18 protein-coding genes and 3 tRNA genes are annotated in these 24,456 nt (G+C 45.8%); 14 read left to right on the top strand and 7 right to left on the bottom strand.

The features are described from left to right. Nucleotides 1-64: 64 nt before the first annotated feature. Nucleotides 65-223 carry a hypothetical protein gene (locus tag KUA49_RS01860; protein WP_187360455.1) on the bottom strand — a complete coding sequence of 53 codons (159 nt, stop codon included), beginning with the start codon at nucleotides 221-223 and terminating at the stop codon, nucleotides 65-67. Beyond that, complete coding sequence (gene ribD / locus KUA49_RS01855) at nucleotides 220-1,257, bottom strand: bifunctional diaminohydroxyphosphoribosylaminopyrimidine deaminase/5-amino-6-(5-phosphoribosylamino)uracil reductase RibD (protein WP_218412665.1); 1,038 nt, start codon at nucleotides 1,255-1,257, stop codon at nucleotides 220-222. The genes KUA49_RS01860 and ribD overlap by 4 nt, the downstream gene beginning before the upstream one ends. Nucleotides 1,258-1,344: 87 nt before the next feature. On the opposite strand from ribD, the gene prmC reads away from it, so the two are divergent. From prmC to metG, 12 genes are all read left to right on the top strand, one after another. Beyond that, nucleotides 1,345-2,193: a peptide chain release factor N(5)-glutamine methyltransferase gene (prmC, locus tag KUA49_RS01850; RefSeq protein WP_218412666.1), complete on the top strand. Its 849-nt coding sequence runs from the start codon at nucleotides 1,345-1,347 to the stop codon at nucleotides 2,191-2,193. A gap of 18 nt (nucleotides 2,194-2,211) precedes the next feature. Then, nucleotides 2,212-2,739, top strand: coding sequence for a regulatory protein RecX (locus tag KUA49_RS01845; protein WP_238405139.1), 528 nt, complete (start codon nucleotides 2,212-2,214; stop codon nucleotides 2,737-2,739). Next, nucleotides 2,721-3,449: a ComF family protein gene (locus tag KUA49_RS01840; RefSeq protein ID WP_218412667.1), complete on the top strand. Its 729-nt coding sequence runs from the start codon at nucleotides 2,721-2,723 to the stop codon at nucleotides 3,447-3,449. Before KUA49_RS01845 ends, KUA49_RS01840 begins: the two co-directional genes overlap by 19 nt. A gap of 94 nt (nucleotides 3,450-3,543) precedes the next feature. Continuing rightward, nucleotides 3,544-4,176, top strand: a complete 633-nt coding sequence (pyrE, locus tag KUA49_RS01835; protein ID WP_218412668.1) for an orotate phosphoribosyltransferase — start codon at nucleotides 3,544-3,546, stop codon at nucleotides 4,174-4,176. Between the two features lie 17 nt (nucleotides 4,177-4,193). Beyond that, a complete protein-coding gene (locus KUA49_RS01830) occupies nucleotides 4,194-4,655 on the top strand; it encodes a polyketide cyclase (protein WP_089543321.1) in 462 nt (153 codons plus the stop codon). Nucleotides 4,656-4,670: 15 nt separating this feature from the next. Continuing rightward, nucleotides 4,671-6,008, top strand: a complete 1,338-nt coding sequence (gene argH / locus KUA49_RS01825) for an argininosuccinate lyase (RefSeq protein WP_218412669.1) — start codon at nucleotides 4,671-4,673, stop codon at nucleotides 6,006-6,008. A 49-nt stretch (nucleotides 6,009-6,057) separates the two neighbouring features. After that, nucleotides 6,058-6,729, top strand: coding sequence for a hypothetical protein (locus KUA49_RS01820; protein ID WP_218412670.1), 672 nt, complete (start codon nucleotides 6,058-6,060; stop codon nucleotides 6,727-6,729). Between the two features lie 131 nt (nucleotides 6,730-6,860). Further along, nucleotides 6,861-6,933 (top strand) — tRNA-Gly (locus tag KUA49_RS01815). Nucleotides 6,934-6,953: 20 nt separating this feature from the next. Continuing rightward, nucleotides 6,954-7,039 (top strand) — tRNA-Leu (locus KUA49_RS01810). A 26-nt stretch (nucleotides 7,040-7,065) separates the two neighbouring features. Further along, nucleotides 7,066-8,073 (top strand): DUF4369 domain-containing protein, encoded by a 1,008-nt coding sequence (locus KUA49_RS01805; RefSeq protein ID WP_218412671.1) that lies wholly within the window; start codon nucleotides 7,066-7,068, stop codon nucleotides 8,071-8,073. A gap of 42 nt (nucleotides 8,074-8,115) precedes the next feature. Next, nucleotides 8,116-9,666: a YifB family Mg chelatase-like AAA ATPase gene (locus KUA49_RS01800; protein ID WP_218412672.1), complete on the top strand. Its 1,551-nt coding sequence runs from the start codon at nucleotides 8,116-8,118 to the stop codon at nucleotides 9,664-9,666. 1,133 nt (nucleotides 9,667-10,799) lie between these two features. After that, a complete protein-coding gene (gene metG, locus KUA49_RS01795; RefSeq protein WP_218412673.1) occupies nucleotides 10,800-12,866 on the top strand; it encodes a methionine--tRNA ligase in 2,067 nt (688 codons plus the stop codon). A gap of 151 nt (nucleotides 12,867-13,017) precedes the next feature. On the opposite strand, the gene KUA49_RS01790 is transcribed toward metG, so the two are convergent. The 3 genes from KUA49_RS01790 to KUA49_RS01780 all read right to left on the bottom strand — a co-directional run bounded on the left by KUA49_RS01790 (nucleotide 13,018) and on the right by KUA49_RS01780 (nucleotide 18,765). Next, entirely contained in the window at nucleotides 13,018-13,731 is a 714-nt protein-coding gene (locus KUA49_RS01790; protein WP_218412674.1) for a porin family protein, read from the bottom strand. A gap of 408 nt (nucleotides 13,732-14,139) precedes the next feature. After that, the gene (locus KUA49_RS01785) at nucleotides 14,140-15,675 is read right to left on the bottom strand and encodes a RagB/SusD family nutrient uptake outer membrane protein (RefSeq protein WP_218412675.1); all 1,536 of its coding nucleotides are present in this window, start codon (nucleotides 15,673-15,675) and stop codon (nucleotides 14,140-14,142) included. A 21-nt stretch (nucleotides 15,676-15,696) separates the two neighbouring features. Next, nucleotides 15,697-18,765, bottom strand: coding sequence for a SusC/RagA family TonB-linked outer membrane protein (locus KUA49_RS01780; protein WP_218412676.1), 3,069 nt, complete (start codon nucleotides 18,763-18,765; stop codon nucleotides 15,697-15,699). A gap of 481 nt (nucleotides 18,766-19,246) precedes the next feature. On the opposite strand from KUA49_RS01780, the gene KUA49_RS01775 reads away from it, so the two are divergent. Then, nucleotides 19,247-20,104, top strand: coding sequence for an enoyl-ACP reductase (locus KUA49_RS01775; protein WP_022121533.1), 858 nt, complete (start codon nucleotides 19,247-19,249; stop codon nucleotides 20,102-20,104). Nucleotides 20,105-20,184: 80 nt separating this feature from the next. On the opposite strand, the gene KUA49_RS01770 is transcribed toward KUA49_RS01775, so the two are convergent. After that, on the bottom strand, nucleotides 20,185-21,111 hold the full coding sequence (locus tag KUA49_RS01770; RefSeq protein ID WP_218412677.1) for an endonuclease/exonuclease/phosphatase family protein: 927 nt from the start codon (nucleotides 21,109-21,111) through the stop codon (nucleotides 20,185-20,187). A gap of 56 nt (nucleotides 21,112-21,167) precedes the next feature. Here KUA49_RS01770 and KUA49_RS01765 point away from each other — a divergent pair. After that, a tRNA-Arg gene (locus KUA49_RS01765) sits at nucleotides 21,168-21,239 on the top strand. A gap of 117 nt (nucleotides 21,240-21,356) precedes the next feature. Here KUA49_RS01765 and secDF read toward each other — a convergent pair. Further along, the gene (secDF, locus tag KUA49_RS01760) at nucleotides 21,357-24,380 is read right to left on the bottom strand and encodes a protein translocase subunit SecDF (RefSeq protein ID WP_218412678.1); all 3,024 of its coding nucleotides are present in this window, start codon (nucleotides 24,378-24,380) and stop codon (nucleotides 21,357-21,359) included. Nucleotides 24,381-24,456: the final 76 nt, after the last annotated feature.

The following is a 24,456-nucleotide window of genomic DNA, read 5'->3' as shown; positions in this document are numbered from 1 at the left end:
GGTGGGTGCTACACGAATTGCTGCAGCACCCACCTTTTTTATATCTTGTCTTATGCCTGAATGTTTAGTAATCCTGGATGTAGCCCTTGGTAAACATGTCATACGACAGGGCTTCCAGCTCAGCGAGCGTCATGTGCTCCACGGCATGCTCTATCTTGCGAATCAACTCGTCTCGCTTGAAATCGTCGTTATCGCTCAGGCGCGATGTAAATCTATTGCTCATACTCGTTCGTAATTATTTATAATATTATTATCATACGCCTCATGGTTGATTAACCGGATGTTATGAGGAAGCTTTGGTGCTGCTGTTCCGGCAGTTACCACGTTTTCCACAGATGTGGATAAAGATGTTTCTACCCTGATTTCATCCCATAATCCGGCATCGAGGAAAGCCTGATGGGTGATGGTGCCACCTTCTACTATCAGCGACTGCACCTTATTATTATATAAGTACTGCATCATCTGCTTCAAAACCTCTTCCTTACCCTTGGAGAAATCCAAGCCCTCGAAACAAGGATGACGGCGGTCGATGACCAGTCGCATCGGATCCTTGCCGCTCCAGTCTCTTACGTTGAGCTGGCTGTGGTCACGCTCATCGGTGATTCTACCTACCAGGATGGCATCGTTCTCGGCACGGAGCTTATGCGAAAGCATCTTGGTGAATGGCGTAGAAATCGCCATGCCCTGAAAATTATTATCCAGAAAGCCATTCGCCGTCTGCGCCCATTTCAGGATGATGTATGGTCGTTGATGGGTATTGAAAGTGATGAAACGCTTGTTCAGTTCGAGGCATTCCGCCTCCAGAACACCCACCGTTACCTCGATTCCTGCCTCACGAATCTTCTGGATGCCACGTCCCTGCACCTTGGCAAAAGGATCCACGCAGCCACAGACGCATCTCTTCACACCTTTTCTTACGATAAGGTCGGCGCAAGGAGGCGTCTTGCCATAATGCGAACAGGGTTCGAGACTTACATAGATGGTGGCATCCTTTAAAAGATGCTCATCCTCAGGCTTAACCGATGCAAAGGCATTCACCTCGGCATGGCCCTCGCCACAACGCACATGATAGCCTTCGCCTATGATTCTGCCCTCGCTGCTCACGATGACGGCGCCCACCATAGGATTAGGCTTCGCATTCTGTCTGCCGTTCTTCGCCAACTGCAGGCAGCGGCGCATGAACATTTCATCAATCTCCTGCTGAGAGAGCGGCTCTCCCGTCTTCGGATCCAGAAAAGATACTTTATTTTGTTCCATAATCAACTTTTCTTCTGTTTTTTTACTCACTTTCGATAAAATGTCGTATCTTTGCTCTCAAATCAAATAGCAATAAGCAATATCAAGATGAAAACGTACCAACAGTTTTGGCAATCCCTCACCCCACTCTATGATGCTGGCGAAGCGCAGGCTATCGTCCGCACCGTGCTTGATGTGGAGTACGGAATGACTCTGACCGACATAATCTGCGGCAAAGTTAATGAATTATCTTCAGACGAAGAAAGAAATCTGGAAGAAATTATCGCAAGACTGCAAAATGGCGAGCCGGTGCAGTATGTTTTGGGCAAAGCCGACTTTGCGGGAAGAACCTTCCATGTGGAGCCGGGCGTACTGATTCCAAGACCTGAAACGGCAGAACTCTGCCAGTGGATAGAGGAGGAAGTTTCATCTCTGAAGGCAGATGAAAGGAAGCAAATTCTTGATATTTGCACGGGATCCGGCTGCATCGCCATCACATTAGGACTCAACATTCCTAATTCTGAGGTTACAGGATGGGATATTTCGGAAGATGCCCTCCGAATAGCACAGGGGAATGTGGAAATGCTGAAGACCGGAAATGTTAGAATAGAGTATCAGGATGCCTTGATGTTGCCGAAAGCTGCAGAAACAGCAGACATCATCGTGAGCAATCCTCCTTATATCTGCGAAAAGGAGAAAGCAGATATGGAAAAGAATGTGCTGGAGCACGAACCGAGCATCGCCCTCTTCGTTCCTGATGAAGATCCGCTGAAGTTCTATCGTGCCATCGCAGAATATGCATCATCTGCTCTCAAACCCGAAGGAGCATTATACTTCGAAATCAATCCTATCTACGAAAAGGAGACCAGGGAAATGCTGGAAGAACTTGGTTTCAAGGATATTGAAACCAAGGAAGATGCTTTCGGAAAGAAGAGAATGATGAAAGCAAAGAAATAAAATAAAATTAAATGCATTATGGAATATTACAACAAGCCCAAGCGCCCCAAGAAGCCGATGACAGAGCAGCAGGCTCTGCTGAAGCTCACTACCCTCTGCACGCAAGCCGAACATTGCTCGCAGGAAATGCTCGACAAGATGAAGAAGTGGGAACTGCCCGAGGATGCCATCGCCCGAAACATGGAATTCCTGACCCAGAAAAAGTTCATCGACGATGAACGCTTTGCCCGATTCTTCATCAACGACAAGATAAAGTACAACAAATGGGGCCGCCGCAAGGTGGAGCAGGCCCTCTGGATGAAGCATATCCCGAAGGAAATCTCCGACCCCATCTTCGAGGAAATCGAGGACGACATGTATATGGAAACCCTCCTCCCCCTCTTGAAAAGCAAATACAAGAGCATCAAGGCGAAGAACGACTACGAGCGTTCGATGAAACTCATCCGCTTTGCCCTGGGAAGAGGCTACAGCATGGACGTTATCCACAAGTGCATCGACAAAATGAAAGAAGAAGATCTGATAGAAGGATGCGACTCAGTATTTTAGGGAAAATCATCAACCTGCTCCTGCCCCGCTATTGTCCCGTATGCGACAACAGACTGCTGGGTTCGGAAGAGATGCTTTGCATTAACTGCCTCAAGCACCTCCCCCTCACCATGACCTGGAGCGACCCCTACGAAAACGAGATGGCAAAGATGTTCTGGGGACGCATCCCCATCGAGCGATGCGCCGCACTCATCTACTACGGCAGCCACTCCAAGACCAGCAATGCCATCTACCAGCTGAAATACCATCATCGCCCCGATATCGGCACCTATCTGGGCAGACTCATCGGAAGCAAGGGACTGGAAGTCAACTTCTTTGAAGGCATCGACGCCATCATCCCCATTCCCATTACCAGGAAAAGACAACAGGAGCGAGGCTACAACCAGAGCGAGGAGATAGCCAGGGGAATACAGGAAAAAACGGGACTCCCCATCATCACGGATGCCATCAGACGAACTGTGTTTACAGAAAGTCAGACCCACAAAAGCAGATCGGAAAGACAGGAAAACGTAAAGCACGTGTTCCAGGCATCAGCATTCTATCACGACGCCCAAGGCAGGCACCCCATCGCCAACCTTGCCGGAAAGCATCTACTCATCATCGACGACGTCTGCACCACAGGCGCCACCCTCGTATCCTGCTGCGAAGAACTGCTCAAGGCGGGCAAGATGAAATTCAGCATCACCACCATCGGATGGACACACGATTAAAAATCTATAATTAATAAGCCATTTATGATGATTAATCATTTTTTTGTCGTACCTTTGCAGATATAAATTATAATTATTTAATCCTTTTAGAATTATGGACAAACTGAAGAAAGAATTCGCATCTAAGTTATTGAAGGTTAAGGCTATCAAATTGCAGCCTAACGATCCATTCACATGGGCTTCTGGTTGGAAGTCACCATTCTATTGCGACAACCGCAAGACATTGTCTTTCCCAGAACTCCGCAACTATGTGAAGCTCGAACTCGTACACGCCATCCTGGAACAGTTCCCAGAGGCTGACGCTGTAGCTGGTGTTGCTACAGGTGCCATCGCACAGGGTGCATTGGTAGCCGACGAGTTGCACCTGCCTTTCGTTTACGTTCGTTCTAAACCAAAGGATCACGGTATGCAGAACCTCATCGAAGGAGAGCTCGACCCTAAGGCTAAGGTTGTTGTAGTAGAAGACTTGATTTCTACCGGCGGCAGCTCACTCAAGGCAGTAGAGGCACTCCGCAAGAACGGCAACGAGATTGTAGGTATGGTAGCTAGCTACACATACGGTTTCCCTGTAGCAGAGAAGGCTTTTGCAGACGCTAACGTAAAGTTGGTTACCCTGACAGACTACGAGCACGTAGTGGCAGAGGCTTTGGAGACAGGCTACATCAAGCAGGAAGACGTAGAGTTGCTCCACGAGTGGCGCAAGGACCCAGCTAACTGGAAGAAGTAATTTTTGACCCATCAATAATGAGTACAAGTACATTCGAAAGTAATATCAAACAGATTCCTCACAAGCAGGAATCTGTTTTTAACACTTTGAGCGACCTCAACAACCTGCAGGTGCTCAAGGACCGCTTCGAGCAGGTGAAAGACCAGATTCCTGAGGACAAGAGAAAGGAAATGGAGAAACTCAAGGACCTGAGATTCGACAGCGACAGCATCACGATCAACGCCCCAATGGTGGGCGACCTGAAGATGCGCATCATCGACAGAGATTTTCCCAAGACCATCAAATTCGAGACAGAGAACAGCCCTATCCCGTTCAACTTCTGGATTCAGCTGCTCCCTACAGGAGAATTCTCATGCAAGATGAAGCTCACCATCAAGGCTGAGCTCAACATGTTTATCAAGGGTATGGTGAAGAAGCCATTGCAGGAAGGCATCGAGAAGATTGCAGACGCCCTGGCGATGATTCCATATCAGGATTAATAAAAAGATACAATTATGGCACATAAACTTTGGGAAAAGAACTTTGAAGTAAACAAGGAAATAGAACGATTCACCGTAGGCCACGACCGTGAGCTCGACCTCTATCTCGCCAAGTACGACGTGCTGGGAAGTATGGCACACATCACCATGCTCGAAAGCATCGGACTCCTGGAGAAGGATGAGCTTACCCAGCTCCTCGCAGAATTGAAGAATATCTACGCCATCGCCGACAAGGGCGAGTTCGTTATCGAAGACGGCGTGGAGGATGTTCATTCCCAAGTAGAACTGATGCTCACCCAGAAACTGGGCGACATGGGTAAAAAGATTCATTCGGGAAGATCTCGCAACGACCAGGTGCTGGTAGATCTCAAACTCTTCACCCGTCATGAGTTGAAGGAGATTGTGGATGCCGTGAAGATTCTCTTCGACGAGCTGATTCAGAAGAGCAACCAGTACAAGGATGTATTGATGCCGGGCTACACCCACCTGCAGGTAGCAATGCCTTCATCTTTCGGACTCTGGTTTGGCGCTTATGCTGAGGGACTTGCCGACGACATGCTTTTCCTCCAGGCAGCTTACCGCATGACCAACCGCAACCCATTGGGTAGCGCAGCCGGTTATGGAAGTTCCTTCCCACTGAACCGCACCATGACCACCGAGCTTCTCGGCTTCGACAGCATGGACTATAATGTGGTCTATGCACAGATGGGCAGAGGAAAGATGGAGCGCAACGTGGCTTTTGCCATGGCTACCGTGGCAGGAACACTGGCAAAGATGGCTTTCGATGCCTGCATGTTCAACTGCCAGAACTTCGGCTTCGTGAAGTTGCCTAAGGAGTGCACCACCGGTTCCAGCATCATGCCTCACAAGAAGAACCCAGACGTATTCGAGCTGATTCGCGCCAAGAGCAACAAGCTGCAGAGCTTGCCTCAGCAGGTGATGCTCATCATGAACAACCTGCCTGTGGGTTACTTCCGCGACCTTCAGATTATCAAGGAAGTGTTCCTTCCTGCCTTCGATGAGTTGAAAGACTGCCTGCAGATGGCGGCATACATCATCAACAAGATGGAGGTGAACGAGCACATTCTCGATGATCCTCGCTACGACCCAATGTTCTCCGTAGAAGAGGTGAACCAGCTTGCCGCCAACGGCATGCCTTTCCGTGATGCCTATAAGAAGGTGGGACTGGAAATCGAAGCGGGCGAATTCAAGCCAAACAAGGATATTCACCATACGCACGAGGGAAGCATCGGCAATCTCTGCAACGACAAGATTCAGGAACTGATGGAGAAAACCCTCTCAGAGTTCCACTTCGAGCGCATGGAGAATGCCGAGAAAGACTTGCTGAAGTAAGCAGGCGTGTGTCATCTGATGCCATCAAAGTAATCAAACTGAAGAAGAAATGTATATAATAAATAAGGTACATATATATAATAAGGTGAAGAGCATAGTCAACCAAGCTATGCTCTTGCTTTGTTTGTGCCTTCCGGCAGCAGCTATTCTGCTGGGCGGAAGCATCCTGACATCATGCAATGCCGACAACAGCATCAGCACACGCTATCCCTGCCAATTCATCTTCAGAACCATCTATCACCCCGGCAGCACCATCGAGAATGCACTTCAGGGAGCAGGAACCTATACGATGGTAAGCGCCAAGAAGGTGAACGGAGCATGGAACCTCTACTCCACCCCCAACGACGGAAAGAACAAGACCGAGACCATCGTTCTCTCTACAGCCAAGGAAAATTATGCCAACTACAGCTATCTTGGAGCGGGAAACGACCTGAAGGATGCCACGAAAAACGGCTTCATCATGGGCCTATCCAATTTTAACGGATACGTGGCTTGGGACAGACAATGCCTCAACTGCATCCTGCAATATGGCGGAACCAACTATCCGCTGGAATGGACAGGAAACAGACAGTCGGTCATCTGCAACAAATGCAAAAGAGTGTATAGTTTGGAGAACGGAACCGTGACAAGTGGAGGAAAAACCAAGGAAGACAAGCCGCTGATGCAATACCGAGTAACTTACTCCGGCGTCATCGGAAGTGTGATTACAGTAGGAAATTAAAGGATTTTCATGCGATATTCCTAGAAAATCCGCCCATTACAAAGAAAAAATGCGGCATTTTTCTTAAAATATGTAAACACATTTGGTGGATTCAAGAAATTATACTACCTTTGCACTCGCAATTAAGAAATGCGGAAATAGCTCAGTTGGTAGAGCACAACCTTGCCAAGGTTGGGGTCGCGGGTCCGAGTCCCGTTTTCCGCTCTAGCTCTTACGTTTACCATGCCGCAATGGTGGAATTGGTAGACACGAGGGACTTAAAATCCCTTGACCAGAAATGGTTGTGCGGGTTCGAGTCCCGCTCGCGGCACTCACCCTCCCTTAAAATTTTTCATTATGAAAAAATTTGCTTATATCATATCTCTTATTTTCATTATCTCGCTTACATCATGTGGTGTCAGCAGTGGTCACTTTAAACTTGAGGGCAAATTTTTAAACATGAATCAAGGCGAATTTTACGTTTACAGCACAGATGGTGGCATCGACGGCGTCGATACTATCAAGGTTGTTGGTGGCCGTTTCAGTTATGAAATGCCTTGCACGGAAAGCCATACCCTCATGATTGTATTCCCAAACTTCTCGGAGCAGCCTATCTTTGCAGAATCAGGAGAATCTGTAGAGCTGAAAGGCGACGCTTCTCACCTGAAGGAAATGGAAATTAATGGCACCAAAGCCAATGAATTGATGACCAAATTCCGCAAATCAATCCTTGGCAATACGCCTCCACAGGAAAGTGCACAGGCTGAAACATTCATCAAAGACAATGCCAGCTCGGTGGTCTGCCTGTATCTGATCAAGAAATACTTCATCACAAACATCAAGCCTGACTACAAGAAGGCACTCTCCCTCCTGTCTATCTGCGAGAAAGAGCAGCCTAAGAACACACAGTTGGCAAGGCTGAAGCAGCAGGTGAATATGATGAAAGATGCCGGCGTAGGCACCAAGCTCCCCGTTTTCACGGCTTATGACCTCAACGGCAAACTGGTTTCCAGCACAGAGATGAGCAGTGCTCCGGTGGCAGTCATCTACACTTGGTCTACATTTAACTATGATAGTCAAAGCATGCAGAGAGACCTGAAAAGTCGCCAGCGTCAATCGCAAGGAAAGCTCAAACTGATGGGATTCTGCCTGGATGGTGCGAAAAGCTACTGCCAGAGCACCCTGAAGAACGACTCCATCACATGGCCTGTCGTATGCAATGGCGAAATGCTTGAAGACAAGAACCTGAAGAAGTTGGGATTGACTTCACTTCCCGACAACATCATCATACAAAACGGAAAAATCATCGCCCGAGGCCTAAAAAAGCAAGAACTCTACAATAAGTTAGACCAACTGCTCAAATAACACCGCGAGCCATATGTCTAACTTATAAAAGAGGAGGCGTATATGCTAGTAAAAACTTATTGCGCAGCAGTCAACGGCCTGGAAGTCACGACTGTCACAGTAGAAGTAAGCCTCAACCGAGGCGTTCAATACCACCTTACGGGCTTAGGCGACGAGGCGGTCAGGGAAAGCCGTGACCGCATCGCAGCAGCCCTTCTTTACAGCGGCTTCAAATTTCCGATAGCCGACATCACCATCAATCTTGCTCCAGCCAATCTCCGAAAGGAAGGCAGCAGCTTTGACCTCCCATTAGCCATCGGCATTATGGGAGCCAATGGCAATATCCCAGAGGATCACCTCAAGGAATACATGATGGTGGGCGAACTGAGCCTGGACGGCACGCTGCAGCCCATCAAGGGAGCCCTCCCCATCGCCATCAGAGCCCGGGCAGAACATTATAAAGGATTGATTGTACCCGAACAGAACGCCAGAGAAGCAGCCGTGGTCAATAACCTGGAAGTGTATGGCATGAAAACACTCTTCGATGTCATCCAATTCCTAAGCGACCGTTCTGCCCCTGAGCCTACATTCGTAGATACGAGAAAGGAATTCTACGAAAACCAGATTCATTGTGACTATGACTATGCTGACGTAAGAGGCCAGGAAAACGTGAAGCGTGCCCTGGAAGTGGCTGCCGCAGGCGGACACAACCTCATCATGGTAGGTCCTCCGGGATCAGGCAAATCCATGATGGCAAAGAGATTGCCATCCATCCTTCCCCCACTCACCCTTTCAGAGAGTCTTGAAACAACGCAGATACACTCCATAGCGGGCAAGCTGAGCAAGAATGTATCTCTCATTGCCCAGCGCCCGTTCAGAGCCCCCCACCACACCATCTCACAAGTAGCTCTGGTGGGAGGTGGCACCTCTCCACAGCCTGGCGAAATATCGCTCGCCCACAATGGCGTGCTCTTCTGTGACGAACTCCCGGAATTCAACAAGACTACGCTGGAAGTGTTGCGCCAACCGCTGGAAGACCGACACATCAGCATCAGCAGAGCCAAATACACCATCGACTACCCTTGCTCCTTTATGTTTGTAGCAAGCATGAACCCATGTCCATGCGGTTACTATGGTGACCCGACCCACCGCTGTGTCTGCACGCCGGGGCAGATTCAAAGATACATGAACAAGATATCGGGTCCGTTGCTCGACCGAATAGATATCCAATGCGAAATAAGTCCTGTTCCTTTCAAGGACATCTCAACCGCCGCTCCTGGTGAGCCTAGTGCCAAAATTCGCGAACGCGTCATCAAGGCAAGGGAAATTCAGGCAGCCAGATTCCAGGATTTCAAAGGCATCCACTGCAATGCGCAGATGACAGAGCGAATGATTCACCAGTTTGCTGAACCCGACGAAGAAGGCATCAACCTCCTGCGTATGGCGATGGAGAAGCTGTCCCTGTCGGCACGTGCCTACAACCGCATTCTGAAAGTGGCACGTACCATTGCCGACCTTGCCGGAAGCGAGCATGTAGAACCTTTTCATCTTGCAGAAGCCATCGGCTACCGTACACTCGACAGAGGCGACTGGGCAGAAAGGGGACATCTGTAGAGACAAAACAGAAAATCTTCTGTTTTTTTACTGATAATCCACCTTTTCTCACAAAAAAATGCAATTCCAACAAAAAAGACAAAGGTACAGACGGCAACAATATCATACAGCAAAATGGTACATTTTGGGGCATAAGGGGTAAAATCTGTTTTTTATCCACCTAAAAAACAGCATTCGTCCCCTAAATCAACAAAATATCCCCCAAAAGTCGACAAAATAGTGCTACCTTTGCATCAGAGTTAGAAAGACAAGCAATTGTCACAAATGTCAAACATTAAAAATTAAAGATTATGGATTGCATTTATAAAATTACAAGTATTATAAAGAAGGTGGGATTTGGAATACTTCTCGCCGAGTTGGCTGTAATTGCTTATATGGCTATCCAATAACAAATAAGATAGGTCATATCAAACAAGTATCCTCTTGAGATTAAAGTTAATACAGAATAAAGATTACCATCAATAGTAAATGATAAAGGAAAGGCCTTAGCAGTTATCTGAAAAGTAACTGCTAAGGCTTTAATTTTTCCCCCTAAGCAGACCATCAACTGGCTACAAACAGCAAACATAGAAACAAATCAGCAACAAAAATCAGACTACAAACAAGTTACAATAGGTGGTAAATTCTATTCAAAAGGAGTAAATTCTATTATAAAAATGCAATAAAAAAACAATTTATACCCCATTTAGAGAAAATATACCCCACAAATAGTAGAAAAACAAGTACCTTTGCACTCGTAAAACAAACGTTGTCACAACGTTGCTTAGAATTGAATATAATAGTAAATATTAAAACGATTAAGAATTATGGATTGCATTTTCAAAGTAACAAAATTGGTTAAGAAAGTTGGTTTCGTTATCCTCGTTGCTGAGTTGGCAGTTATCGCCTACATGAACATCATGTAACATCCACTTTCTTCTTATATGTAACCACCTTGGTAGTGGCTATATAAAAATGGTCTTAAGCGTCAAGCTTAGGGCCATTTTTGTTTTCTTCCCCGTAACATTTTTGTTTTCTACCCCTTCATTTTACACCTTATTATATAATAGAATAGAAAAAGGGCAGAAAATATACCGAATTTCCAACATTTTTTTGTAATTTTGCAGCCAAATAACAAAAATATATTAGCTAATATGGAACAAAAGAATTTCAAACGTACCACCGTTACCGCAGCATTGCCTTATGCCAACGGTGGTGTTCATATCGGTCACCTGGCAGGTGTTTACGTGCCAGCCGATATCTATGTTCGCTATCTCCGTCTCAAGAAGCAAGACGTTGTTTTCATCGGCGGTAGCGACGAGCATGGTGTACCAGTAACCATCCGTGCCAAGAAGGAAGGTATCACCGTACAGGAGGTAGTAGACCGCTATCATAACCTCATCAAGAAGAGTTTCGAGGATTTCGGTATCTCTTTTGATGTTTACAGCCGTACCACTTCACCAACTCACAATAAGTTTGCTGCTGATTTCTTCCGCACACTCTACGATAAGGGCGTATTGGAGGAAAAGGTAGAGGAACAGTTCTGCGACGAGGTAACAGGCGAATTCCTTACCGACCGTAACATCGTGGGTACTTGCCCTCGCTGCGGTGCTGAAGGTGCTTATGGCGACCAGTGTGAGAAATGTGGTGCTACCCTCTCTCCTGAAGAACTTATCAACCCTACCAACAAGAACAACCCTGGTCATGGTCTTGTGAAGAAGCCTACCAAGAACTGGTATCTTCCATTGAACAAGTATCAGGATTGGTTGAAGAAGTGGATTCTGGAAGGTCACAAGGAGTGGCGTACCAATGTTTACGGTCAGTGCAAGAGCTGGTTGGATATGGATCTTCAGCCACGTGCCATGACACGCGACTTGGATTGGGGTATTCCTGTTCCTGTGGAGGGAGCTGAAGGAAAGGTGCTCTACGTTTGGTTCGATGCACCAATCGGCTACATCTCAAACACCAAGGAGCTTTGCGATGCTCATCCAGAAAAGTGGGGAACATGGCAGAAGTGGTGGCAGGATCCAGAAACACGTCTTGTTCACTTCATCGGTAAGGACAATATCGTGTTCCACTGCATCATCTTCCCTACCATGCTGAAGGCTCACGGCGACTATATCTTGCCAGACAACGTACCAGCCAACGAGTTCCTGAACCTGGAGGATGATAAGATTTCAACATCCCGCAACTGGGCTGTATGGTTGCACGAGTATCTCGTAGATTTGCCAGGCAAGCAGGATGTATTGCGCTATGTATTGACAGCCAACGCGCCTGAGACCAAGGACAACAACTTTACCTGGAAGGATTTCCAGGAGCGCAACAACTCTGAGTTGGTTGCCGTTTACGGTAACTTCGTAAACCGTGCCCTCCAGCTCACCAAGAAGTATTGGGGCGGCGTAGTTCCTGCCTGCGGTGAATTGCAGGAGGTAGATGAGAAGGCTATCGCTGAGTTCAAGGACGTGAAGGAGAAGGTAGAGCAGTATCTCAACGTATTCAAGTTCCGCGAGGCTCAGAAGGAAGCTATGAACCTGGCTCGTATCGGTAACCGATACATCACAGAGTGTGAGCCTTGGAAGGTTTGGAAGACCGATCCTAAGCGTGTGGAGACCATCCTGAACATCTCCCTGCAGTTGGTTGCCAACCTCGCCATCGCCTTCGAGCCATTCTTGCCATTCTCTTCAGAGAAGCTCCGCAAGATGATCAATATGCCTAACTTCGAGTGGACTCAGCTCGGCAGCACAGATCTGCTCAAGGCTGGTACCCAGCTCGGTGAGCCTGAATTGCTCTTCGAGAAGATTGAGGATGAGGTTATAGAAAGACAGCTCCAGAAGCTTGCTGACACCAAGAAGGCTAACGAGGAGGCTTCTTATCAGGCTGCTCCTATCAAGCCAGAGGTTAGCTTCGATGATTTCGAGAAGCTTGATATTCGCGTAGGTCACATCTTGAACTGCGAGAAGGTGAAGAAGTCTAAGAAACTCCTGAAGTTCACCATCGACGATGGTTCTGGCGTAGAGCGCACCATCTGCTCAGGTATCGCAGCCTACTACGAGCCAGAGCAGTTGATTGGCAAGGACGTATTGTTCGTAGCCAACTTTGCTCCTCGCAAGATGATGGGCATCGAGAGTCAGGGTATGATTCTGAGTGCAGTCAACTTCGACGGCTCATTGAATGTAACTTCTCTCCTTGGCAAGGTTAAGCCAGGAAGCCAGGTTGGATAAATCAGACGAATGACACGAATCATCTCGTAGAAAAACAATAGTAGATAATAAAAGGTGGATGCAAGATCTCTGAACAGAGATTCCTGCATCCACCTTTTGTTTATTGATTACAGATAAGCTTGTCGCTGCTCATCTACCTTATCTTTCTTATCTAAAGAGTAAAGCGATAACCTACCGTGAAAGTAAAGAAGCTATTCTTTGGACTGTCAAATCCCGAAATATTCTCCATCTTTGTCAAACCTATGTTGTATCGTGCATCGAGGATAACATTCATATATTCATACGAAACACCTACCGGAATAGAGATATTCGTACGCTTGGCAACAAGGGTTCCCTCTACCTCCTTCGTATCCTTATAATAGGTAGAACCATTCTTGTCTTTCTCCAAAGAAGTCTCCTCATAAGAGTATTTTGCATCTCCGCAGCGGGAACCAGCCTGTATGCCCACCATTGCCACCAGCTGACGGGTTACATAGCCCTTGAGCATCAAGGGAAGCTGGATGTAATCAATATCAGCATGATGATTCTTGATGCCCCAATATTGCTTCTTATCGACATTCTCTACGGTTTCATAATCAGCGAAACGGTAGCCCAAACGAGCATAATAGGCTCCCAAAGACACCCCTACATACTCTGTGGCACGATATTCCACATCTGCACCAACCATGAAGCCAGCCTGATTCTTCGACTTGATTTCACCATCCAAAGCATCGCTGACATAAATCGAGTTATTACTCCAATTAGACAAAGCAACACCTACACGGGGAATCACAGAGAATTTTCCTACAGGATTCTCCACTTCCTGTGCCATCGCTCCTACGGAAGCAAGCAACAGCATCATCATTATAACTATTTTCTTTTTCATTTCCACAACAGTTTGTATATCATAATAACAAGGAACAAGGGATTATATTGCATCCTACTATCATTTTTCTCCATTAAAAAGCTGTATTTTTTCCTTGAAAGTTTCCTCATCCCTATTGAAACATAAAACATTTGGGGGATTTGGAATATTTCAAGCAAAAACATTTGGGGGATTTGGAACATTTTAACAAAAAACATTTGGGGGACTTGGAACTTATATGTATCTTTGCGCTCAAAATCAGCAAGTTATGAGAAAAAGAGAGGCGAGCTTCACAGCCAGCCTCTCCCGAGAGATTTATAGATAATGCCACTCATGGCATTCCTATATCGTTGATTAAAAATATTTCCTAATCTTGTTATAACAGCATTAGAACTTGTATTAGAACCATGCTATTACTTTGTTTGATAATTACTCACCGTAACCCGTATTCTGCTTGATGTTAGGGTTAGCGTTGATCTCTGCCTGCGGAATGGCAGCAATAGCCTTGAAGTAATCACGGTCGAAAGACTGAGCTTCCTTGCTCAATGTCTTGTGCCAACCCTTATCAGCTTCACTTGTATAACGGGTGATAGTCTCGTTATTACGCAAAGCATCAAAGTAACGCTGTCCCTCGCCAATCAACTCCTTACGACGCTCAATCAAGATACGCTCAAGTGTGATGTTATCCACTGTAGCCAAAGAAGCCACTGTTGTGGTACGGTTCTTTACCAAATCATTCAGATACTCTACAGCCTTAGTCTTGTCATTATTTCTAAATGCACACTCTGCAGCTGTCAAGTAAACCTCAGAAAGACGGATAATTGGAACGATAGTAACATTACGAAGATTACCACCTTGACCACGCAACTTGTTCAGATATACCTTGTTGGTACCATAAGTTGCCACCTCTTTGGCTGCAGTTGCAGGCAAGAACATATCGTTACGAACATCTTCTGGGTCTGAAGTAAGCATGTCAACAAACTTCTTAGTAGCAACCATTTCCTTGTAGCCATCACGCTGCTGAAGGTTACCGATACCATTCAAGTCATTGTTGTCTGTAGAACCTGCCACATTGAGACGGAACAAGAACTCACTCTCATTAGGAGTTGAAGCATCCCATGCTTTGAAGTATTGGTCACGAGTCCACAACGCTGCGCCAGAATTCTTGATAATATCCTCAGCAACAGACAAGGCGTTAGCATAATCACCCATATTCAAATAAACACGAGAAAGGATTGCCTTTGCTCCCCAAACGCTTACATAACCTGGTTCTGTCTCTGTAGCAAGAGCATTAGAGCTGATAGCCTCAGTCAAATCCTTCACTACTTGGGTGTAAACCTCAGCAACAGTGCTACGAGCAGGTTTTGCATTAGACTCCAGCACTCCTGTTACCAATGGTACACCAAGAGAAGCACCCTGATCCTCTGTATATGGCTTACCATAGATACGAACAAGGTCAAAATGAGCAAGGGCACGGAGTACCTTTGCCTCTGCCGCATACTGGCCAATAGTAGCCTTAGCCTCTGCTGCATCGCTCAAAGCACCACCTTCTGCAGCAGCGATGATACGATTAGCACGGCCAATAACAATATATGGTGATTTCCAAGTTACGGTACTGGAAGAAGTACTTGATGTAAACTCAGATGCTGTCTGATAGTTCATGTCATAGTAGAAACTTGCACGGTTAGAACCACCAATATTATTATACTGATAATCATCACCTGCATGAACATCACCATAAACGAAGAACTGCATACCATAGTAATCTACCAAGCTGCTGTTTCCCTTCAAAGCCTTGTACATACCCGTTCTCGCAGCAGCCAAGTCTGAACTGCTGGTCAAGGCTGCACCTGCATCTGTACCATCAGAAGGAGCTACGTCCAACCAATCATTGACGCAAGATGACAGGCTGGCTGCCAAAATAGCGCAGCCCATTACCTTATATATTGATTTTAATACTTTCATTGTATTTCTTTCTTTTATAAATTAGAAACTAAGTTCAATACCAAATGTATAAGTTCTCAAAGCTGGCATTTCGAATGTACATAAACCATCCGCTGGTGTCTCTGGATCAACATAAAGATCCTTAGACTTCCAGGTCAACAAGTTGTTGGCAGAGAAATATACACGAGCCTTGCTCAAGCCGAGGTTGCTGATCCACTCCTTTGGTGCAGAGAAACCTAAGGTAAGGTTCTTCAAGCGAAGATAATCGTTAGGCATCAACCAACGAGAAGACAACACACGCTTACCATAACCAGCCTGGAACTTAGGCAACTTAGCATTATCGCCTGGTTTCTGCCACATATCCTCCAACTTATAGTAAGAAGGGATTGCTCCATAGAGGGCGTATGTACCACCATTATCGTGCAACCAAGTAGCATAATCGTAAGAGTCACCGCCCAACTTATAGGTCAAAGTAAAGTTGAAGTCGATAAACTTCCACTTGATGAAGTTAGACAAACCGCCCTCAAGTGCTGGCTCATGATGACCAACAATAGTCTTGTTTGCCTCAGCTACATTAGTAGTGGTCTTGCGAGCATTCTCAGTTCCATCATTGATGTAATAGCTCTCCAAACCTGTCTCAGGGTCAACACCTGCATACTCATACATATAGTAAGAATAGTAAGGCTTGCCTACCTGATGAATCAAGGCACCACTGATAATCTTGTCATCATCACCTGTCAACTCTGTTACCTTGTTGGAGTTATGACCAAAGTTCAGAGAAGTAGTCCAAAGGAAGTCCTTCTTCTGAATGTTGGTAGAAGAAATGGTCACCTCAATACCTTGGTTACGCATAGAACCTACATTCTGAGCCATGGTAGCCAACAGAGAAGATTCATCATAGTAACCTGGAATCATTGAGATAGGACGGTTCATAATCAAATTGGATGTATTACGAACGTAGTAATCCAATGTTACAGAGATACGGTTGAGGAATGTCAAGTCAAGACCAAAGTTCCAAGCCTTGTTCTGCTCCCACTTCAAGTCCTTGTTGGCTACACCAATGATACCCATACCATTGCTACCATTGTAGTACTCACCATACTTATAAAGGTTCATGTAACTATACAAGCCAGATGGAAGAGTTCCGTTCACACCATAAGATACACGAATCTTACCATCGCTCAATATATCCTTGATAGAATCCATGAACTTTTCTGCACCAAAGCGCCAAGCACCAGATACAGACCAGAACGAACCCCAACGATTCTCACGTGCCATACGAGAACTACCATCACGACGATAGCTTACACCAGCATAATACAAATCGTTATAGTTGTAGTTGACACGACCCAAGAAAGAAGTCATCTTTGAGTCATACTTGTAACTCTGCATAGAGGTATCGCCAGAGTTAGCGAACTCATACAAGTTGCCAGGGTAGTCTGTACCAGAAGCGTATGAGTTGTTGTTATGCCATGCCTCTGTCTCGAACCCAAGCAAAGCATCCACATTGTGGGCACCAAAAGACTTATTGTATGTCAACTGTGTCTGAGTGTTCATGGTTGTCCACTCATTATAAGTACGCTGCATCACACCATTTGAGCCAGAGCCATTGCCACAGTACTTATCCCAAAGCACATCCTCTGTAGAGTTGATGTAGTCGTAAGCTACCTTCTCACGCAACTTCAAGTTGTCCCAAATGTTCCATTCGAGAGCCAAGGTGCTGTAAGAACGTGTCGTGTTGGTTCTATCAGACATGTGCTGGTTCTCATAAATAGGGTTATAACTATTGTTATAAGCACCATCTGTCTTTGTCAGCAAATTACCATTCTTGTCATAGATAGCATTAGAAGGGCCGAGGAACCATACTGCACTTGAGATGGCACCAGCAAAAGAAGCGCCACCATCCATGGCAGAGTTCTGATGCATAGATGAAATCATTGTGCTAGCATCCAACTTGAACTTACCAAAACGATGGGAAACGTTTACATTACCTGTCATACGTTCCAAGCCTGAACGGTCAACAATACCATTCTGATTTGCATATGACAAAGATGCATAGAACTTGGTCTTATCATTACCGCCAGTTACACTTGCCTGATAGTTCTGATTTGAACCATTTTTGAAAAGCGCATCACGCCAATTAGCCCAGCCATTCTCTGGTTTTGCTGCATAATCATCAATATTTTGATCGGCAAAAGCTGCAGCAGAGGCATCAGTAGTACCATCAATATTATCAAAAGCATAGTTTTTCAAACCTTGATAAATCAAGGCACGACGAGAATCACCATCCAACGTTGGACGATAGTTGATAGCCATGTTAGAGAATCCCCAGTCGCTACGGAAATCAACCTGGGTCTTACCTGCACTACCACTCTTGGTTGTAATGACAAGCACACCATTGGCTGCACGAGAACCATACAAAGAGGCTGCGGCAGCATCCTTGATAACAGTGATAGATTCGATATCGTTGCTGTTCAATGTAGAAAGTGCATTGGTACCAGAACCATTGTAACCAACTTGTGTGGAACCATCATTGAAACCACTCAAGTTACCAGAGTTCACAGGAGTACCATCAATCACAATCAATGGATCATTACCTGCATTGATAGAACCCATACCACGAATACGGATATAGTTCATTGCACCTGGCTGGCCAGAGAAAGAAGAAATAGAAACTCCTGGGATATTACCAGAAAGCTTATCTTCAACAGAAAGTGAAGGAACATCACTCAACTTAGCTGTTGACATGGAAGCAGCAGCACCTGTAAATGAGGATTTCTTGAAGTTACCATAACCTGTAACAATCACCTCATCCAAGGATTTGTTGTCAGAAGTCAAAGCAATCTTCATGTTAGAACTTGCTTTAACAGTTTGTGGATTCATACCTATATAGGTAATCTCCAACTTGGAGCCGGCTGGAACATTCAAACTGAAGTTTCCATCGACGTCCGTAACAGTACCCGTATTAGTACCAGCTACTTTGATTGATGCGCCAATAACAGGCTCACCATCCTCAGAAGCTATTACCTTACCGGTAACGGATGTTTGAGCAAAGGCTACTCCACAACTGAGAATTGCCCCCCCCACAAATAAAGCGATTCTTTTAAACATAATCTCTCTCTTTATTAGATAATAATTTATAATTTTATAATAATCGGCTGCAAAATTATATTTTTTTTCGGATATTTGCAAATATTTTGAAAGAAAAAATTAATAGCGCACATAAAAAAGTCTATTTTTAACACTTCTACCTTGTCATATTGCAACAAAAAGAATATTTTTGCAACAATAAAGCTATAATTTGTAAGAACAGAAATAAGAAGGTTCTTAAGTTATCTATACCGGCATATGCAAAGAATAAATAGAATATCATACTGACTGCAGGGAGCGAAATACTTGACATACCACAAAAAAGAAAACGTTTACGGCACTTTTTAGTTAAAAAATTTGGGTATATTGCACATTTTTCGTAATTTTGCGCACGATTTCAACGACTAGAACAAAACAAAGTGGTTTTACACCTTATTATATATAGAGAGAATGATATATATAGGGGATTGTCGTTAGTATAAACAAAAGTATTAAGATAACAATGACTCACAATTTGTTAAAAGGCAAGCGTGGCATCATCTTCGGTGCACTCAATGAGGAATCAATCGCTTGGAAAGTAGCTGTAAAGGCTGCAGAAGAGGGTGCTACTATCGCACTTAGTAATACAGCTATGGCTTTGCGTATGGGTACGCTGGATAAGCTCGCTGAACAGATCAACGCTCCTATCATCGCAGCTGATGCGACTAGCGTTGAAGACTTGGAAAAGGTATTCACTGAGGCTCAGGAGAAGCTCGGTGGCAAGATCGACTTCGTTCTCCACTCTGTAGCTATGAGCCCTAACGTTCGTAAGCATCGTACATACGATGACCTCGACTACAACTTCCTGAACAAGACATTGGATATCTCTGCCATCTCTTTCCACAAGATGTTGCAGGTAGCCAAGAAGTTGGATGCTATCAACGAGTGGGGTTCTGTTGTGGCCCTCACATACGTAGCATCTCAGCGTACATTCTTCGGCTATAACGATATGGCTGATGCCAAGAGCATGCTCGAGAGCATCGCACGTAGCTTCGGTTACATCTATGGTCGTGAAAAGCACGTCCGCATCAATACCATCTCTCAGAGCCCTACAGCTACAACAGCAGGTAAGGGTATCAAGGACATTGAGAACATGATGGACTTCGCCGACAAGATGTCTCCACTCGGAAACGCTGTGGCTGAGGATTGCGCTAACTACTGCGTGATGATGTTCTCTGACTTCACCCGCAAGGTGACTATGCAGAACCTCTTCCACGATGGTGGTTTCTCATCAATGGGTATGAGCCTCCGTGCCATGAACCAGTATGCTAAGGATATAACTCCTTATGAGGATGAGAACGGTAAGGTTATCTACGGATAATCCCGTTTACATCATCCATCAAAAACATATAAGAGGGTGTGTCATGAGTCCATGACACACCCTCATTTTATTTTTCCCCCTTAGAAAGCAAATTGCACAAGAAGAGGCAGATGGTCGCTATATCCTCCCAGGTATCGAGGTCCCAGATAAGTACGATAAGGCTTCTTACCACCATACTTCTCATCATCCTCCAACAGAAAGGGCAGGTCGCCTATCTGGCATTTCTGCTTGGCTGCAGCCATGGTAGGACTGCACATGATCTGATCCAGACTTCTCCACTCTCCATGCCAACGATACGTTGCCTTAGCCCCATGTGCCCCCTGGGCATCATGGGATATATTAATAAGGTGATGCTGATAGAGACGCTTCAAGGCGGGTGAATCAGCATAATCATTGAAATCGCCTGCCACTATAATCTTTGCATCCCGTGATATTGCATAAATGGAATCCACGGCAACAGCCAACCGGTTAGCCACATGCAGGCGATAAGGACGGGAAGCCACCTCTCCACCCCTACGGCTCGGCGCATGAACCACAAAGATATGCAAGGTATCGCCCGTGATTACCAATCCCGAAGCATAGAGTATATCTCGCGTAGGACGAGTATTAGGCAAGGGCTTGATGCGAATGGAATGCGAATGGAGCAAGGCAAAAGAAGCGGGCTGATACAGCAAGGCTACATCAATGCCACGCTCATCGGGCGAAGAAGTCATCACATACTCATATCCTGCATTGCGGAGTAAAGACCGCCGGGTAAGGTCAAACATCACACTATCGTTCTCCACCTCGCACATCGCCACGAAATCGGGAATTGGATTAGACTGCGCCACTATCTCCTGCCCCAGGTGATTCAACTTTGCCCAATAGCGGTAAGGCGTCCACTTATAACTGCCATCAGGCAGGAACTCCAGGTCGTTTTTGAGCGAATCATGCCTCGTATCAAAGAGGTTTTCGCAGTTTAATTCCATAAAAGTGAGGAAACTTGATAAGATGAGGGTTAAAAACATAGCTAATTATTTTGTATTGTCAATGATTTGATGTATCTTTGCAGTCAGTTTGCGAAGGTCCCATAGTTTAATGGATAGAACGGAGGTTTCCTAAACCTTTGATCCGAGTTCGATTCTCGGTGGGATCACGTAAAAATAAAAGGTCGCTCCTGTTTAATCAGGAAGCGACCTTTTATCGTTTTATAGTCTCTATTATCTATTTCCATCCAGCTTCCACTGGATAGAAATAGGATAATTTTCTTATTTTACTTTACTTCAGCTACGGCTGCCTCCTCAGCTGGCTCCTCCTTGATCTTGCGACCCAGAACGATGTATGCCATTGGAGATGCAATGAAGATAGATGACAATGTACCGAATACAACACCCAGAATCATTGCGAATGAGAAGCTACGGATGCTGTCACCACCGAGGATGAAGATACAGAGCAACACGAGCAATGTAGATGTAGATGTATTGATGGTACGAGCCAATGTCTCATTGATAGATGCATTGAAGAGCTTCTGACGGTCGCCCTTAGGATGCAACTTCAAGTTCTCACGGATACGGTCGAATACTACCACCTTATCGTTGATAGAGTAACCTACCACGGTCAGGATAGCACCGATGAAGGTCTGGTCAATCTCCAATGAGAATGGAACGAGACCCCAAAGGAGTGAGTAGAAACCGATAACGGTCAAGGCATCGAATGCCAAAGCTACTGTAGAACCTACAGAGAAGGCTACGTTGCGGAAACGTATCAGGATGTAGAGGAAGATAGCAATCAAGGCGAAGAGCACACTATAGATAGCACCCATAGTGATATCCTTAGCCACTGAAGGACCTACCTTTGTACTACTGATGATAGAACCACCCTGACGAACGTCTGGGTTCTTGAATGCCTCAACACTCTTCTGAGATACCAGGTTAGCCTTCTTCAAGGCGTTATAAAGGATTGTCTCAGCCTCATCGTCAACAGTTGGACTGTTGCTCTCAATCATATAGTTGGTAGATACACGGATGGTCTTACCGTCTGTACCGATAGCGATAGCGCCAGTAGTTGCCTTGGTGCCGTCTGCATTGACGAACGCATTGCCAAGAACCGTACGGATCTGCTCAGGCTCTACAGGGTTCTCGAACTGTACTACATAGTTACGACCACCGGTGAAGTCGATACTCTTGCTCAAGCCACGAACTACGAAGCTACCGATGAATACCACTGCAGCTACGATAGCTACGGTGAAGGTAGTCTTGTACATTGACATGAACTTGTACTTCTTGCCCTGCATCAGGTTGTGAGAGATAGGAGTATCAAACTTGCAGTGCATCCACTTATCATGGTTCAACTTATAGTCGTAAACCAAACGTGTCAGGAACACAGCTGTGAAGAATGAAACAACGATACCGATGATCCAGGTAGTAGCGAAACCACGGATAGGACCCGTACCAGTAGTCAACAGGATAACACCTGTAATCAAAGAAGTCAAGTTAGAGTCGAAGATAGCAGAGAAAGCGTTGCCATAACCGGCAGCTACCGCCTGCTTCATACCCTTTCCGGAGCGAAGCTCCTCCTTGATACGCTCATAGATAAGCACGTTGGCATCCACGGCAGTACCCAGAGACAAGACCATACCGGCGAGACCTGGCAACGTCAGGGCTGCCTGGAAGGACGTCAGGATACCCAGCGTGAAGAATACGTTGACGAGCAATGCCAGGTTAGCCATCATACCAGGAAGAACATTGTACATCATTACCATGTAAACCATCAGGAGTACAAAGGCAACAACGAATGAAACAATACCCATCTGGATAGACTGAGCACCGAGGGTAGGACCTACAACCTCCTCCTGAACGATACGTGCAGGAGCTGGCATACGACCAGACTTCAATGTGTTAGCCAAGTCCTTGGTATCCTCGATAGTGAAGTTACCGGAAATCTGAGAGCTACCACCGTCAATCTCACCGTTTACACGAGGAGCAGAGTAAACAACGCCATCCAGAACGATAGCGATAGCCTTACCCACGTTGGCCTTGGTCATCTGAGCCCACTTACGGGCACCCTCTGTATTCATCTTCATGCTAACAACAGGAGAACCCATCTGGTCGAACTCGTCCTTAGCATCAGTAATCACATCACCCTCCAATGGAGCACGACCAGTAGTGGTTGTCACCTTCAAGGCGTGAAGTTCGAAGATATTCTTAGCCTTCAGGTTATCAGCAGGCTTAGCACTCCAAAGCAGACGCAAGTCTGATGGCAATACGCGCTTAGCCACAGCAGAGTAGATAATCTTATTGATGGCAGCAGTATCGCGAACACTAGCATAACCTACAGTGCTCAAGCCACCACCGAGCTGCAAACGAGCCAACAGTGGGTGAGCCTTGATAGCTGCAGCGTTCTGAGCATCCTCGCCTACCTTGCTGGCAGCATCATCCTTCTTCTTGATAGAGAACTTAGTCTCAGCCTTCTTAGGCTCAGCCTTGGCAACTTCCTTCTTAGCGGCAGCAGAATCTGCAGCTACAGTATCATTCTTCGCCTCGCCGTTGTCACCATTAGCGATATGAGTATCAAGCTGCTGGAGATAAGGAGCGATTTCCTCTGAGTTGTATGTCTCCCAGAACTCAAGGTTAGCACTACCCTGGAGCATCTTACGCATACGCTCTGGCTGGCTGATACCTGGCATTTCTACCATGATACGGCCCTGCTGACCTTCCAGTTTCTGGATGTTAGGCTGAACAACACCGAACTTATCGATACGGGTGCGGACAACGTTGAAAGAGTTGTCGATAGCATCCTGTACAGAAGCGCGGATAGCCTTCTCTACCTCTGCGTCGCTGCTCTGAGGAGAAACCTTACCCTGCAACTGCTGGGTAGCGAACACTTCAGCGAGTTTATGACCTGGTGCGCTCTTGTGATAAGCGTTAATGAAAAGTGACACGAAGTCACCACCGTTAGCTTCTTCCTGAGCTCTAGCTTCCTTCATTGCATTGGTAAAACCAGCGTCGGTCTTATGATCGGCAAGGTTTTCAATTACATCAGGCACAGAAATCTCAAGAATCACATTCATACCGCCCTTAAGGTCAAGTCCGAGACCAATCTGAGTTTCCAAGCAGTTCTGGTATGAATAAACACCTAAGTACTTCACAGAATCCTTATAATCCTGCTGCGCGATAGGGTCTTTCAACTTTGCAGCCTCGCCGTCATAGTAACGTGTGGCGAACGAGAATGACAAATAGAAGATACTTGCGAGTGTCAGTAAGACGGCTACACAAATTACAATTCCTTTGTTTTGCATTTCTATTTATTGTTATTAATTTATTTTATTCACAGTTAAGTAAAAACGTCAATACACACATAATGACGTGCAAAAA

It is taken from the genome of Segatella copri, from assembly GCF_019249655.2.
Taxonomy (GTDB): Bacteria; Bacteroidota; Bacteroidia; order Bacteroidales; family Bacteroidaceae; genus Prevotella.
The sequence above is the reverse complement of the archived record's forward strand: the minus strand, read 5'-3'. Positions and strand labels throughout refer to the sequence as shown.